The 14,747-nt window shown below is 71.0% G+C and carries 12 protein-coding genes; 5 read left to right on the top strand and 7 right to left on the bottom strand.

All coding sequences use genetic code 11. The annotated features are described in order from the left end of the window. Positions 1–163 precede the first annotated feature (163 nt). Together ACQP0U_RS17885 and ACQP0U_RS17880 are read left to right on the top strand one after the other, a co-directional pair. The gene (locus ACQP0U_RS17885) at positions 164–1,489 is read left to right on the top strand and encodes an extracellular catalytic domain type 1 short-chain-length polyhydroxyalkanoate depolymerase (RefSeq protein WP_433308453.1); all 1,326 of its coding nucleotides are present in this window, start codon (positions 164–166) and stop codon (positions 1,487–1,489) included. A 39-nt stretch (positions 1,490–1,528) separates the two neighbouring features. Then, positions 1,529–2,911 (top strand): endo-1,4-beta-xylanase, encoded by a 1,383-nt coding sequence (locus tag ACQP0U_RS17880; RefSeq protein WP_433308451.1) that lies wholly within the window; start codon positions 1,529–1,531, stop codon positions 2,909–2,911. 103 nt (positions 2,912–3,014) lie between these two features. Here ACQP0U_RS17880 and sthA read toward each other — a convergent pair whose 3' ends face one another. The 4 genes from sthA to ACQP0U_RS17860 form a co-directional block, all read right to left on the bottom strand. Continuing rightward, positions 3,015–4,418: a Si-specific NAD(P)(+) transhydrogenase gene (sthA, locus tag ACQP0U_RS17875; protein WP_433308449.1), complete on the bottom strand. Its 1,404-nt coding sequence runs from the start codon at positions 4,416–4,418 to the stop codon at positions 3,015–3,017. Between the two features lie 53 nt (positions 4,419–4,471). Beyond that, positions 4,472–5,491: a cellulose binding domain-containing protein gene (locus ACQP0U_RS17870; RefSeq protein WP_433308447.1), complete on the bottom strand. Its 1,020-nt coding sequence runs from the start codon at positions 5,489–5,491 to the stop codon at positions 4,472–4,474. 89 nt (positions 5,492–5,580) lie between these two features. Further along, positions 5,581–6,219, bottom strand: a complete 639-nt coding sequence (locus ACQP0U_RS17865) for a response regulator (RefSeq protein ID WP_433308445.1) — start codon at positions 6,217–6,219, stop codon at positions 5,581–5,583. Continuing rightward, complete coding sequence (locus ACQP0U_RS17860) at positions 6,216–7,409, bottom strand: sensor histidine kinase (RefSeq protein WP_433308443.1); 1,194 nt, start codon at positions 7,407–7,409, stop codon at positions 6,216–6,218. The genes ACQP0U_RS17865 and ACQP0U_RS17860 overlap by 4 nt, the downstream gene beginning before the upstream one ends. Before the next feature lie 146 nt (positions 7,410–7,555). Between ACQP0U_RS17860 and ACQP0U_RS17855 the strand changes: the two genes are divergently transcribed. Further along, complete coding sequence (locus ACQP0U_RS17855) at positions 7,556–8,314, top strand: ABC transporter ATP-binding protein (protein WP_433308442.1); 759 nt, start codon at positions 7,556–7,558, stop codon at positions 8,312–8,314. After that, the gene (locus ACQP0U_RS17850) at positions 8,311–10,842 is read left to right on the top strand and encodes an ABC transporter permease (protein WP_433308440.1); all 2,532 of its coding nucleotides are present in this window, start codon (positions 8,311–8,313) and stop codon (positions 10,840–10,842) included. Before ACQP0U_RS17855 ends, ACQP0U_RS17850 begins: the two co-directional genes overlap by 4 nt. A 52-nt stretch (positions 10,843–10,894) precedes the next feature. On the opposite strand, the gene ACQP0U_RS17845 is transcribed toward ACQP0U_RS17850, so the two are convergent. Both ACQP0U_RS17845 and ACQP0U_RS17840 read right to left on the bottom strand, forming a co-directional pair. Beyond that, on the bottom strand, positions 10,895–12,505 hold the full coding sequence (locus ACQP0U_RS17845; protein ID WP_433308438.1) for a ricin-type beta-trefoil lectin domain protein: 1,611 nt from the start codon (positions 12,503–12,505) through the stop codon (positions 10,895–10,897). A 95-nt stretch (positions 12,506–12,600) separates the two neighbouring features. Beyond that, on the bottom strand, positions 12,601–13,023 hold the full coding sequence (locus tag ACQP0U_RS17840) for a DUF2000 family protein (protein ID WP_433308436.1): 423 nt from the start codon (positions 13,021–13,023) through the stop codon (positions 12,601–12,603). A gap of 50 nt (positions 13,024–13,073) precedes the next feature. On the opposite strand from ACQP0U_RS17840, the gene ACQP0U_RS17835 reads away from it, so the two are divergent. Then, positions 13,074–13,877 (top strand): AraC family transcriptional regulator, encoded by an 804-nt coding sequence (locus ACQP0U_RS17835; RefSeq protein ID WP_433308434.1) that lies wholly within the window; start codon positions 13,074–13,076, stop codon positions 13,875–13,877. 6 nt (positions 13,878–13,883) lie between these two features. Here ACQP0U_RS17835 and ACQP0U_RS17830 read toward each other — a convergent pair whose 3' ends face one another. After that, a complete protein-coding gene (locus tag ACQP0U_RS17830) occupies positions 13,884–14,717 on the bottom strand; it encodes a helix-turn-helix transcriptional regulator (protein WP_433308432.1) in 834 nt (277 codons plus the stop codon). Positions 14,718–14,747 lie beyond the last annotated feature (30 nt).

Raw genomic sequence — 14,747 nt, 5'->3', positions numbered from 1 at the left:
TGACCGCCGGAACCGTTGCGGCGAAAGGTTTCCGGAAGCCTTGACAATCGAGTGTGCTCGATTGAAGCTGGCATGGTCACGCGAGCCGCGGTCAAGGTCGGGCGAAGGGCAGTCCTCGACTTAAGTCCCCTTCCACGCGCCTTTTTCGCAAGGGATCGCGACGATGACACTGAAGACAAGGACGCTTGGCGTCGTCATGGCGGCCGTGACGCTGGCCGCCGCCGCGTTGACGTTCGCCACCCCCGCGTCGGCGGCGACGCTCACGCAGGTGACCAACTTCGGCACCAACCCCACCAACCTCCAGATGCACCTGTACGTCCCGGACCGGGTGGCGACCCGACCGGCGATCCTCCTGGCCATGCACTACTGCACCGGGACGGGTCCCGCGTTCCACTCGGGCACCCAGTACGCGTCGCTCGCGGACCGGTACGGGTTCATCGTGATCTACCCGTCGGCGACCCGCAGCAGCAAGTGCTGGGACGTCTACTCGCCGCAGGCGTTGCGTCGTGGCGGCGGCAGCGACCCGGTCGGGCTGATGTCGATGGTCGACTACGTGAAGCAGCGTTACTCCGCCGACCCCGCGCGGATCTTCGCCACCGGCACCTCGTCCGGGGCGATGATGACCAACGTCATGCTGGGCGTCTACCCGGACGTGTTCGCGGCGGGCGCCTCGTTCGCCGGGGTGCCGTTCGCCTGTTTCGCCACCGGCGGCACCTCGGAGTGGAACAGCCAGTGCGCGAACGGGCAACTCATCCGGACCGCGCAGCAGTGGGGTGACCTGGTCCGGGAGGCGTACCCCGGTTACACCGGCCAGCGGCCCCGGATGCAGATCTGGCACGGCACCAACGATGAGACGCTGCGCTACCCGAACTTCGGTGAGCAGGTCAAGCAGTGGACAAACGTGCACGGGCTGAGTCAGACCCCGACGTACACCGACTCCCCGCAGTCCGGCTACACCCGCACCCGGTACGGCAGCAGCGGCCCGATGGCGCCGGTCGAGGCGGTCAGCATGCAGGGTGTCACGCACAACCTGCCGGTCGACGCCGCGCAGGTGATCCGTTTCTTCGGGCTGGACGGCACCACGCCGCCGACGACCCCACCGCCGACGACTCCGCCGCCGACCACCCCACCTCCGACGACCCCACCGCCGACGACTCCGCCGCCCACCGGGGGCGCCTGCCGGGTCGGCTACACGGTCAACGCCTGGAACAGCGGTCTCACCGCGAGCGTGGCGATCACCAACACCGGTGCCACCGCCGTGAACGGCTGGGCCCTGACCTTCACGCTGCCCACCGGGCAACGCATCACCAGCGGCTGGAACGCCCAGTACTCCCCGGCGAGCGGTGCGGTGACCGCCCGCAACGTCTCCTACAACAACACCATCGCACCGAACGCGTCGGTCGAGATCGGCTTCCAGGCCACGCATGAGGGCGGCACCGGCAAGCCCTCGTCGTTCGCCCTCAACGGTGCCGCCTGTTCGGTGTCCTGATTTTCCTTTCCACTCCACCACCCAAAAAGGAGTCACACGATGAGAAACGCGAGATGGAAGGCGGCGTCCAGAGCCGCCATCGCGTTGACCGGCGCGGGCACCCTCGTCGCCGGTATGGCGCTGTTCCTGACGGCGCCGGCCGCCGCCGGGACGACGCTCGGCGCGTCCGCCGCCGAGAAGGGTCGCTACTTCGGTACGGCGGTGGCGGCGGGCCGGTTGTCCGACAGCGCCTACACGACGATCCTGAACCGTGAGTTCAACTCGGTGACGCCCGAGAACGAGATGAAGATCGACGCGACCGAGCCGCAGCAGGGTCGGTTCAGCTACGGCGCTGCCGAGCAGATCGTCAACCACGCGCGTAGCCGCGGTATGACCGTGCGGGGCCACACTCTGGCGTGGCACTCGCAGCAGCCCAGCTGGATGCAGGGCATGAGCGGCAGCGCGCTGCGCTCGGCGATGCTCAACCACGTGACGCAGGTGGCCACACACTTCCGTGGTCAGGTCGTGGCCTGGGACGTCGTGAACGAGGCGTTCGCCGACGGCAGCTCCGGCGGACGCCGCGACTCGAACCTCCAGCGCACGGGCAACGACTGGATCGAGGCGGCGTTCCGGGCAGCGGATGCCGCGGACCCGAACGCGAAGCTCTGCTACAACGACTACAACACCGACAACTGGACGCACGCCAAGACCCAGGGCGTCTACAACATGGTGCGCGACTTCAAGGCTCGTGGCGTGCCGATCGACTGCGTCGGGTTCCAGTCGCACTTCAACAACGACTCCCCGTACGTGAGCAACTACCGCACCACGCTGTCGAGCTTCGCGGCGCTCGGTGTGGACGTGCAGATCACCGAGCTGGACATCCAGGGCGCGTCGGCCAACACCTACCGCAGTGTGGTGGAGGACTGCCTGGCCGTGTCCCGCTGCACGGGCATCACGGTCTGGGGCATCCGCGACAGCGACTCGTGGCGGGCGTCGCAGACCCCACTGCTGTTCAACAGCAACGGCTCGAAGAAGGCGGCTTACGACGCGGTCCTCGCCGCGTTGAACAACGGCACCACGCCGACCGACCCGCCTACCGACCCGCCCACCGACCCGCCGACCGACCCGCCCACCACGCCCCCGCCGGGCACGGGTGGCTGCACGGCGACGGTCTCGGTGAACCAGTGGACGGGTGGCTTCGTGGCCACAGTGAGGGTGACGGCCGGCTCGTCGGCGATCAACGGTTGGACGGTCACGATCGGCCTGCCGTCCGGCGCGACGGTCACCAACGCGTGGAACGCCAACCGCAGCGGTAGCACCGGCACGACGAACTGGACGAACGTGGCCTACAACGGCCAGGTCGGCGCCGGACAATCCACCGAGTACGGCTTCCAGGCAAACGGCACCGCCGGTAGCCTCAGCCCAACCTGTTCAGCCGGCTAAAGCCCCACCGGCCGGTCCTCAGCCCTCGGTGATCAAGAGGTTTGCGTCATGACACGCCAGACAGGGTGACGCAAACCTCTTGGTCACCAGGAGGGGGGGTGGGTCAGCCGTCGATGCGGGTGATGTTGCGGATCTTGTTGGACGCGTCCAGGGCGGCGACCTTGTACGCCTCGGCCAGCGTGGGGTAGTTGAACACCGTGTCGACCAGGTAGTCGATCGTGCCGCCGCAGCCCATCACCGCCTGACCGATGTGGACGATCTCGGTGGCGGCGGTGCCGAACACGTGCACCCCGAGCAGCCGGCCGTCCTCGGGGGAGACGAGCAGCTTCAGCATGCCGTACGAGTCGCCCACGATCTGGCCCCGGGCCAGCTCGCGGTACCGGGCGATGCCCACCTCGAACGGAGTGGAGCTCTCGGTGAGCTGCGCCTCGGTCTGCCCGACGAAGCTGATCTCCGGGATGGTGTAGATGCCGATCGGTTGCAGGCCGTGCATCTCCCGGATCGGTTCGCCGCAGGCGTGTTGTGCGGCCAACCGGCCCTGCTCCATCGAGGTGGACGCGAGCGCGGGAAAGCCGATCACGTCGCCGACGGCGTAGATGTTCTCGACCGAGGTGCGGTAGTTGGCGTCGACGGTGATCCGGCCGCGTCGGTCCGCCTCCAGCCCGGCCGCCTCCAACGCCAGGTCGTCGGTCTGACCCTGCCGCCCGGCCGAGTACATCACCGTGTCCGCGACGATCTTCTTGCCGCTCTTCAGGATGCACAGCGCCGCCGTCTGGTGCTTCTCCACGGCGGCGACCTCCTCGCCGAAGCGGAACGCCACGGACAGATCGCGCAGGTGGTACTTGAGTGACTCGACGACCTCGTCGTCGCAGAAATCCAGCATCCGCTCGCGGCGCTCCACCACAGTCACCTTCGTGCCCAGGGCGGCGAACATCGAGGCGTACTCCATGCCGATCACGCCGGCGCCGACCACGACCATGCTGCGGGGTACGGCCTGGAGGTTGATGACGCCGTCGGAGTCCACGATCGTCCGGTCGTCGAAGTCGACGCTGTCCGGGCGGGCGGGGCGGGTGCCCGCAGCGATGACGATCTTGTCGAAGGTCACCTTGGACTCGCGACCGGAGCCACCGTCCACCCAGATCGCGTGCGCATCGGCGAAACGCCCGGTGCCGGTGATCATCGCGACCCGGTTGCGGGCCAGTTGGTTACGGATGACGTCGGTCTGCCGGGTGATGACGTGCTGGGTCCGGGCGGCCAGGTCGCTGACCGTGATCTCCTCCTTGACCCGGTAGCTGCTGCCGTACAGGTCCCGCTGGCTCAGGCCGGTCAGGTAGAGCACGGCCTCGCGCAGTGTCTTGGAGGGGATGGTGCCGGTGTTGATGCACACCCCACCGATCATGTCGCGGCGGTCCACGATGCCGACCCGCCTGCCGAGCTTGGCGGCGGCGATCGCGGCCTTCTGACCGCTGGGTCCGGAACCCAGCACCAACAGGTCGTAGTCATACACGAGCGTTAGCGTCGCAAGATGTCGCGGCCCGCGCCAGACTTCGTACGCGAGTGTTACTCGTCTGCCACCGCGCAGACACCACCGTTGACGGTGACCTCCTGCGGTGTCTGCGAGCCGCTGGCGACGACTCCCAGCGACACCGTCCCGCCGGGCGGGATCAGCGCGTTGTGGCGCACGTCGCGCACCCGCAGATAGCTGCTGTCGCGGTCGACGACCTCCGCGCCCCACAGGCTGCGCAGCTGCTGGCCCGCGTAGAACCGCCACCTCATCGTCCACCCGTCGATCGGGGTCGTGCCGGTGTTAGTGACCGCGAGGCGCGCCACGAAACCGTCGGACCACTGCCCCACTGTCGACCGGACCGAGCAGCTCGGCGGTGGCGGCAGGGTGGTCACGGTGACCGACGCGGACAGTGGCGACAGGTGGCCGGCCTCGTCCCGGGCCTGGACCACGAAGGTGTACGTGGTGTTCGGTGCCAACCCGCTGATCTGGGTGCTGTTCCGTCCGGGCGGATACTGGTAGACCTCGCTGACCCGGGTGAGAGCGCCGCCGGCGTCGACCCGGAACACCTCGTACCGCTCCAGGGCGACGTTCTCCACCGAGTGCGCCCACCGCAGCCACACCAGCGTGGCCGCGACGTCGTACGCCACCGGTTGACCCGGTGCGCTCGGCGGTTGGTCGTCCCCCGGTGGCATGGTCAGCCGCAGGGTCGGGTTGGACACCGAACTGTTGCCGGCCGCGTCCAGCGCCCACACCGAGAAGGTGTACGTGCGCGACGGCCGCAGGCCGGTGATCCGGATGCTGTTCGTGTCGGTCGAGTACTGGGCGCCGAAGTCCTCGAATCGCGCGCCGACCGGGTAGCGGACCACTCCCACGTTGTCGGTGGAGGCAGCCCAGGTCAGCTCGATCCAGGTGGTGTCGACGGCGACGACGGTGATCGGGCCGGGGGCGGTGGGTCGCTCGGTGTCGTCGACGGCGTACGCCGGGGTCGCGCCGACGGCGACCAGGGTTGTCGTCAGTGTGCAGACGGCTAGCGCGGCGGCCCTGGACCGAATTCCTCGGAACGGATGATGCACGATGAATTCCTCGCTTCCGACATCACCGCAGCGGACCAGCCATAGACTCCCATTGATGCTAAGGCAGTTGCGGCCAGGTCGGTGTCCCGTCAACCGACCACACGGCGTTCCCAGGCCCAGGCGGCGATCTCGACCCGGTTGCGGGCCTTGAGCTTCATCTGCACGCTCGCCAGGTGGGTCTTGACCGTGCCCACGGCGATGAAGAGCTGGCTGGCGATCTCGGCGTTGGTCAGACCCCGGGCGACGAGCTTCACGACGTCGAGTTCCCGCGGTGACAGGCCGCCGTCGTCGCGCGCCGGGGCCGGTGAGCTGAGGTGCTCCAACAGCCGTACCGTGATCGAGGGGCTGATCAGCGCGTCGCCGGACACGGCCGCGCGGACCGCCTCCACCAGCAGGGCCGGGCCGGAGTCCTTGAGCAGGAAACCGCAGGCGCCGTTGGAGAGCGCGGTGTGCACGTACTCGTCGAGGTCGAAGGTCGTCACGACGACCACCCGGATCGGGTCGGCGACGCCCGGCCCCGCGAGCAGCCGCAGTGCCTCCAGACCGTCGAGGCGGGGCATCCGGATGTCCAGCAGCACCACGTCGGGGCGTAGTCGTCGGGCCAGTTCGACGGCCTGGACCCCGTCGGCGGCCTCGCCGACCACCTCCATGTCCGACTGGGCGCCGATGATCATGCCGAAGCCGGTCCGGACCATCGCCTGGTCATCGGCGATCAGCACCCGGATCACCTGGCCACCGCCACCTGCAGCGGGAACGCCGCGTCGAGCACCCAGCCACCGGCGACGCCGGGCCCGGCGGTGATCGTGCCGCCGAGAGCACGTACCCGCTCGGTGAGGCCGATCAGGCCGAAGCCGTGCCCCCGGGCCGGCGCGGTGCGCGGCGACGCGCCGTCGTCGGCCACCCGGACCAGCAACCAGTCCGGGGTACGCCGAACGGCCACGTCCACGGCCCGCGCGTCCGGTGCGTGCTGGCGGGTGTTGGTCAGCCCCTCCATCACCACCCGGTACGCCGACGTCGAGACCTCCACCGGCAGTCCGTTCAGGTCGCCGTCGACGTGCAGTCGTGCCGGCGCGTTCGCCGCGCCGTTGAACCCGGTCAGCAGCGGCTCCAGCTCGGTCACCCCGGCCAGTGGCGCCAGCGGCGCGTCCGGCGGGGCGTCCGGGTTGCGCAGGATGCCGACCATCCGTCGCATCGAGGCCATCGTCTCCGCACCGGCCCGCTCGATCTGCTCCAGGGCGACGATCACCCGCTGCGGGTCCTGCTCGGCGACGAACCGGGCACCCTGTGCCTGCACCACGATGCCGGTGACGTGGTGGGCGATGAAGTCGTGCAGATCCCGGGCGAACTCGGCGCGCTGCTCGGCCCGGACCAGCGCGATGGCCCGCTCCCGGCCGGCGGCCACGATGCGCAGGTAGAGCCCCACCCCGGCGGCGCCGGCCGCGGCGAGGACCTGGAGCAGGCCGAAGATCACCAGGAGGCTCTCGGTGCCGGCGCGCAGCGGCAACGCGGCGACGGCGAGCCCGGCCGCGACCGCCGCCCACGGGGCGAGCCGGGGCGCGCCCCACCGGGCCACCACGAAGACCACCCCGATCAGGCCGGCCGACTCGGCGAGCCCCCAACTGCCGCCGATCAGATAACTGCCCTGGGAGAGGACAAGGATCGCCGCAGTCACGGCCAGTGAGGCGCAGGCGAGCACCAGCGCGGCCAGCGGCAGTACGCGGGAACCGAGCCGGTGCACCGGCAGCCAGAGCGGCACCGTCGCCACCGCGAGGCCCATCCGCACCAGCAGGAGCAGGAGGGCGGCCATGCTCTCCGGCGCGCCGAACCGCAGGTCGAAGAGGGCGAGCAGCCCGATGGCCACCAGCCCGGCGGCCTGGGCCAGGCGTACCCACCATCGTCGAAGATCCGGCGTGCTCATGGTGACCCAGCGTAGCCAGCCGGGTGGAGGTGACGGATCGGCCGAAAGGCAGACCCGGCGTCGGCGATCCCCGGCCCCGGGCCGATGCGCCGGCCCGTCGGTGGCGGCGACGCTCTCCGGGTCACCACGCAGCCACTGGAGGAACGATGACAACCCACGCCCCGCCGCAGACCAGCCACGCCGCAGTCGCTGCGGTCGACCTGGTGAAGGTGTACGGCAGCGGCGACACCGCCGTCCGTGCCCTGGACGGGGTCTCGGTCGGCTTCGGCCGGGCCGAGTTCACCGCGATCATGGGCTCGTCCGGGTCCGGCAAGTCGACCCTGATGCACTGCCTCGCCGGCCTCGACACGGCCACCTCCGGTCGCGTCCTGCTCGGCGGCACGGAACTGACCGGCCAGTCGGACCGGACGCTGACCCGGGTACGCCGGGAGCGGATCGGGTTCGTCTTCCAGTCCTTCAACCTGCTGCCGCAGCTCACCGCCGCGCAGAACATCACCCTGCCGCTGGACCTCGCCGGTCGGCACCCCGATGCTGAGCTTCTCGCCCACCTGACGCGGGTGCTGGGCCTCGGCGACCGTCTGAACCACCGGCCCAGCGAGCTGTCCGGCGGCCAGCAGCAGCGGGTCGCGCTGGCCCGGGCGCTGGTGGCCCGCCCCGAGGTGGTCTTCGCCGACGAGCCGACCGGCAACCTCGACTCCCGCTCCGGCGCGGAGGTGCTCACCATCCTGCGCGACTCGGTACGCGACCTCGGCCAGACCGTCGTCATGGTCACCCACGACCCGATCGCCGCCGCCTACGCCGACCGGGTGGTGCTGCTCGCCGACGGGCGGCTGGCCGGCGAGATCGACAAGCCGGACCAGGTGTCGGTCACCGACGCGCTGCGTGATCTGGCGGCCCGGGCATGAGGGCGACGGTGCTGCGTACCCAGACGGCCGCCGCGGCCCGGCGGCCCGGCCGGCTGATCCTGACCGGCCTGGCGATCCTGGTCGCGTCGTTCGTCGTTTTCGGCACCGTGCTGGTGCAACAGATCACCGAACGGACCGTGCGGGACAACCTCAGCGGCACCCCGGCCGTCACCGACCTGGTGATCGGTAGCACCGACGTGCCGCCACCCACCGTGACGGACGTTCAGCGGGTCCGGACCGTGCCCGGTGTCGCCGAGGCGGTGGCCCGGGCCTCGACCGGGGTCGCCATCGGCGAGGGGTATCTCAACCTCCAGTCCGATCCGGGCACCGGCCCGCTGACCACGGTCCGGGTGATCGAGGGCAGCTACCCGGACCAGCCCGGCGAGATCGCGATCACGCCACGTACCGCCGAGCGGCTCGGACTCTCGGTCGGCACCACCACCAGCGGTACCGGAGGTGAACTCACCACGCCCGCCCCACTCACCGTGACCGGCATGGTCGAGACCGGCGCCGACGCCGGCTACGACGCGTACGCCCCGGACAGCGCCGTGATCGCGTGGGCGCACCTGACGGCCGTGGAGCGAGTCGATGTGCGGGTCGCTCCCGGCACCTCGACGCAGGCCGTCCGCCAACGGGTGACCGCAGCGGTCGCCGGCCAGCCGATCCGCTCCGGCGCCGAGGTGCGCGAGGCCGAGGCCAACGCCGCGGCCGAGGAGGTCGGGAAGCTCTTCATCCTGGTCGGCATGTTTGTCTCCATCGCGGTCGTCGCGGCGGCGCTGGTGGTCACCTCGACCTTCCGCATCGTCTTCGCCCAGCGGATGCGGCAGCTCGCGCTGCTGCGGGCGGTCGGCGCGAATCGGGGCACCCTGGTGCGGGCCCTGATCGCCGAGGGAGCCCTGACCGGGCTGGTCGCCGGCGTCGTCGGGGTCGCCAGCGCCCTCGCCCTCGGCTACGCGCTGCCGGCGATCCTGCGCGCCACCGGCCACGCGGTCTCCTCGCCGGGCCTGCCACTGCCGGCGGCGGTCACTGTGGTGATCGGCGCCGTCGTCATCACCGTGCTGGCTGTGCTGGCACCGGCGCTCTCGGCCGCCCGGGTCTCCCCGCTGGAGGCGCTACGGTCGGCGAGCACCACCGCCGGCCGGCGCGGCATCGGGGTGCTGCGGCTGGTCTGCGGGCTGCTCCTGGCCATCGGGGCGATCCTGGCGGCGGTCGCGACGATCAGCCAGTTGCCGAAGCCGGACCAGTTGAACTACGACCCCTCGATGCCGCTGCTCCTGCTTGTCGGGTCCGGCGCGCTGGCCTTCTTCGCGCTGGTGGCCCTCGGTCCGCTGCTGGTGCGCCCGGTGCTGGCCGTGGTGGGTTGGCCGCTGCGCCAGCTCGGGCCGCTCGGGCGGATGTCGGTCGGCGGAATCGGCGGGGCGCCGCGCCGCGCGGCAGCGGTCTCCGTCGTGGTCGCGCTCGGCGTGACCCTGATCTCCGGGGTGGTCATCGGCGGCGCGTCGTTGCAGATCCTCGCCGACCGCGAGATGGCGCTCTCGGCCCCGACCGACTTCGAGGTCACCAGCAACGGTGGGACGTTGCCGCCGGCCGTCGTGACCCGGGCCGAGGCCGCCCACGGCGCGCTGGCCCGGGTGGTGCCGTACCGGATGGTCGGCGACGCCGTGCTGCTGCGCGGCGTCGACAAGCTCGGCGACGTCGAGTCCGGTTACCCGACGAGCGACCTGGACCTTGCGGCGTTGCCGAGCACCGGTGACCTGGACGTGGCCCAGGGCGCCCTGGCCGATCGCGGCCCCGGTCGGATCGTGCTCAACAGCTGGGTCGCGCGGGACGCGGGTCTGCGGGCCGGAGACACCGTCACGCTCGCCGTCGCCACCCGCACTGTCGACGTGCGGGTGGCCGCTGTCCTGCCCGGCGACGGGCCGCTGCACGCGGGCATCCTCGCCGATCCGGCCGACCTGGACCGGCTCGGCGTGCCGGCCGCGTACACAGGTCTGCTGGCCGACGCAGCCGGCGCCGGCGAGGACGGTCGTACCGCAGGCGTGCGGGCGCTGCGGCAGGCGATCGGGGGCAGCGACGGGGTGGGTCTCGCGGTGCTCGCCGACGAACGGGACCGCAACGACGCGTTGGTGCGCACCCTGGTGTGGATCGCGGTCGGCCTGGTCGGCCTGACCGTGCTGATCGCGGTCGTCGGCGTGGGCTCCACGACCGCGCTCTCGGTGGTCGAGCGGGTACGTGAGTCCGGGTTGCTCCGGGCGATCGGGCTGTCCCGGACCGGCCTGCGCACCATGCTGACCGTCGAGTCCGGTCTGTACGGGGTGATCGGCGCGACCATCGGCCTGGTGCTCGGCATCCCGTACGCCTGGTTGGCGGTCCAGACCCTCGGGATCAACGCACCGCTGACCGCGCCGCCGCTGCCGCTGGCTGGGCTCTTCGTGGCCCTGGTCCTGCTGACCGCGCTGGCCGGGGTGCTGCCGGCCCGTCGGGCGTCGCGGGTCAGCCCGGTGGTGGCACTGGGCTCCGACAACTGAGCACCGTCGTGGGGTGGCGCCGCGCATTCGGCGCCGCCCCACGACGGCCTGGTCAGTTGGGGTTGCTGGCGTGGGTCAGCGTCTCCCAGGCGACGAAGAGGTTGTTGGTCCCGGCCGGACGTTGTTGCAGCGTGAGGGTCTGGGTGTTGGTCATGACGTTGCCCAGCCGGTTGCTCATCGCGTTGAAGCCGACCTCGGTGATCGGGCCGAGGCCCCGGGTGAGGCTGCCGCCGCAGAGCCAGGAGGGCGCCGCCTCGCCGAGCTGGTAGCGCGAGTGGAAGCCGAGCGCCTGACGCAGCCGCTCACCGACCTGTGGGTACAGGTCCCGTCCCTGGATCCGGGAGGTCTCCGCGACGTGCGAGATGGCGGAGATCCCGTACCCGGTGTGGACGAAGTCGCGGCAGGTCTCCTGGGCCAGGCCGGCGACGAAGGTGGACTGACCCTGCCAGTACCCGATGATCTCAGCGCTGGTGTCCAGGCCACTGCCGGGCATCGTGTACGGCAGCGCGCCGTCGCTGGGCAGGTAGACGAAGGCCCTGGTGCGATTGAGGAACCGGGTGACCGCCGCGTCGTAGGCGGTGCGGTCCTCCAGGAACACCGCGATGCCGACGGTGGCCTCCATCATTGTCAGTTCCCAGTTGCCGTTGCTGTTCGAGCCGTTTCGCACCACCGGCAGGTAGACGTTGCGCAGCATGGTGGCGAAGCGGTTGGCGTTGGGCCAGCTCGTGTAGGTGTACTTGATGATCTCGGCCGCCCGGGGCCAGACCGACGCCGCCCAGCCGGTCTGCAGCGGGGCGTTGCTGCCGGTGTGCGCGGTGATGGTGGCAGACCAGGCGTCCATGATCTGGATCGACTTCTGCGCGTACCGGGCATCGCCGGTGAAGTACCAGGCCAGCGCGTCGGTGTACGCGGCGATCGCGTCCTCACGCTCGTCGGTGCAGCCGTTGTTCGGGTTGGAGTAGGAACCGCACTCGACCACCGAACGGGGCGCCGGGGTGCGCGAGAGTGAGGCGTACCGGCTGCCCATCATCTGGTTGTAGGCCGCTGCCCACGGCTGCGCGCCGGCCTGCACCCGGCCTCGCACGAAGTCGAGCTGGCCTCGGCTGACCAGCACGCCGGGGTGGGTGAAACCACCCGATGGCGGCGGTGTGGTGCCGCCGCCGGGCAGCGCCCAGGTCTGGTTGGCGGCGCCGGTGCAGCTCCAGATCTGCAGCGGCGTGCCGTCGGCCGAGCTGGTGCCGGTCGCGTCGAGGCACTTGCCCGAGGCCGGGTTCACCACCTGCCCGGCGTTGGGCGACCACTGCTGCGCCCCGGTGCCGTTGCAGTCGTAGATCTGCACCCGGGCGCCGTTGGCGGTGCCGGCGGCGGCGATGTCGAGGCACTTGCCCAGCGACCGGATCGTGCCGTCGTCGGCCACCGTCCACTGTTGCGCGGTGGAGCCGTTGCAGGTGTAGAGCTGGACCGGCGTGTTGTTGGCCGGGTTCGCGGCGGCCACGTCCACGCACTTGCCGCCGTACCCGGTGATGGCGCCCGTCGTGGCGGCCAGCGCGGGCGATGTGCCGACGACCAGACCGGTCGGTACGGCGAGCAGGGCCGCGGCGAGCGCGGAGATCAGTCTGATGCGGGGACGGCGGGGCGCGGGCCCGGCCAATCGTCGCGCCATGTGGGGGTCCTTCCGGGCGGCGAAACAACTGTAAAGTCTGTTAATCATTACAGCCATAGACACCGATATCAATGTCTTCGTCGCCACGGATGCCGTTACGGGTGCATGGAAGCACCCTTGAGCACCTTGTCCACCACGTTGCGTGGCGCGTGCAGCGCCAAGCCCACCAGGTCGAGCTTCTCCCGACCGACCGCCTGCACGGCGGCGCGATTGTCCCGGTCGTTGCCCGTGGCGAACAGCTCGGACGTGAAGATCGCCAGCCGCAGACCGCGGCCGAGAGCGCGCGAGTGCGCGCCGACCAGCGCCGCCCGGTCCCCGGCGAAGATCAGCACCGGTTGGCCGAACATCGGCAGGTAACCGGTGCCGTCGGCGTCGCGGTACTCCTCGCCGAGCAACTCCGGTAGCGCGTTCGCGATGCCGCTGACCAGAAAGGCGGTGACGTTCAGCCGTTGCCAGCTCGCCAGGTCGTTGCGGAGCAGTACGGCGATCTTGGTGGGGAAGCGGATCGGTTCGGTCATGGCGTCGAGCCTGCCGGCCCCCACGCCGCCCGGTCTTGTACGTTCTTAGCGTGGCCACCCGCCCGGCCGGCTCGCACGTCAGCGCGTGGCGACCCGCGGTAGCCGGGATCGCCGAGGTCTTCCACGCCCATTTCGTGGACCACGCCTACCCTCGGCACATCCACGAGGTGTGGACGCTGCTGATCGTCGACGACGGCGCGGTCCGCTTCGACCTGGACCGCCACCGGCACGGCGCGCTACGGACGTCGGTCACCCTCCTGCCGTCGTACGTGCCGCACGACGGCAGCTCCGCCACGCCCGACGGCTTCCGCAAGCGGGTCCTGTACCTCGACACCTCGGCGCTCGACGCCGACCTGGTCGGCCGTGCGGTCGACGAGCCGGACCTGGCCGATCCGCAGCTACGCGACCGGATCCACCACCTGCACCGGGTGCTCGCCGCACCTGGCGACGAGTTCGAGGCCGAGAGCCGACTCGCGCTCATCCTGGACCGGCTGCGCCGCCATCTCCGCCAGCGCTCCCCGGCCGGTGGCCAGCTGGCCGGCCGGGGCCTCGCGGTGCGACTGCGGGAGCTGCTGGACGCCCGGATCGTCGCGGGCGTAACGCTGGGGGAGGCCGCACTGCTGCTGCACGCCCACCCGACCCACCTGGTCCGGACGTTCACCCACGTGCACGGGGTGCCACCGCACTCGTACCTGACCGGCCGCCGGGTGGAGCTGGCGCGTCGACTGCTCCTGGAGGGGCAGCGGCCCGCCGAGGTCGCCGTCGCGGCCGGGTTCTTCGACCAGGCGCACCTGACCCGCCACTTTCGGCGGTACCTGGGCGTCAGCCCGGCCCGCTATCCCGCCCGGAGCTGATCGCGGTCAGACGAGTTGGGCGCCGATGACGGAGAGCAGCCGCAGTTTGTCGTCGCTCGGCGACCCGGGCACGGCGGTGAAGACCAACAGTGTCTGTGACTGGTCGGGGTCAACAAGCGTCTGGCAGTGCAGCTCCAACGCCCCGACCTCGGGGTGCACGAAGTGCTTCGCTGGGCAGTAGCCGGCCGGCACCGGGTGCTCCCGCCACAGCTGCGCGAACTCCGGGCTCCGGGCCAGCAGGTCGTCGACGAGCGCCGCGGCCCGCGAGCCGCGCCCGTCACGGGTGTACGCCGCGTGCAGGTGCGCCACGAGCAGGCGACTCTGCGTCTGGTGGTCCTCGGCCGGGTGCAGCTGCCGCGCCGTCGGGTCGACGAACCAGCGGTGGTGGGCGCTGCGCGCCAGCCCGGTGTACCGGGTCTCGTCGCCGAGCAGGGCGACGGCCGGCGCGGTCTGCGCCAGGGTCTCGCCGAGGTGGTTCACCACCTGGGCGGGAGTGTCGTGCATCCGGTCGAGGATCCGCATCATCCCGGGGTTGACGTGGTCGGCCCGCACCGCGCGGTGTGGAACGGCGTGGCCGGCGAGTCGGAACAGGTGGTCCCGTTCGGCGAGGGAGAGCCGCAGGCCACGGGCCAGCGCGGCGAGCATCTGCTCCGAGGGGTGCGGCCCGCGCTGCTGCTCCAGCCGGCTGTAGTAGTCGGTGGACATTCCGCTCAACGTGGCGACTTCCTCGCGCCGTAGCCCACCGGTGCGTCGACGCGGGCCCCGGGGCAACCCGACGTCCTCGGGCTGGAGGGCCTCGCGTCGGGTGCGCAGGAAACTGGCGAGTTGGGCGCGGTCCACGGTGTCTCCGATCACTGCGTGCCGGCAGAG

Source organism: Micromonospora sp. CA-269861 (genome assembly GCF_050948505.1).
Lineage (GTDB): Bacteria > Actinomycetota > Actinomycetes > Mycobacteriales > Micromonosporaceae > Micromonospora.
Note: the sequence above shows the minus strand (reverse complement) of the source record. Positions and strands in the feature narration are given on the sequence as shown.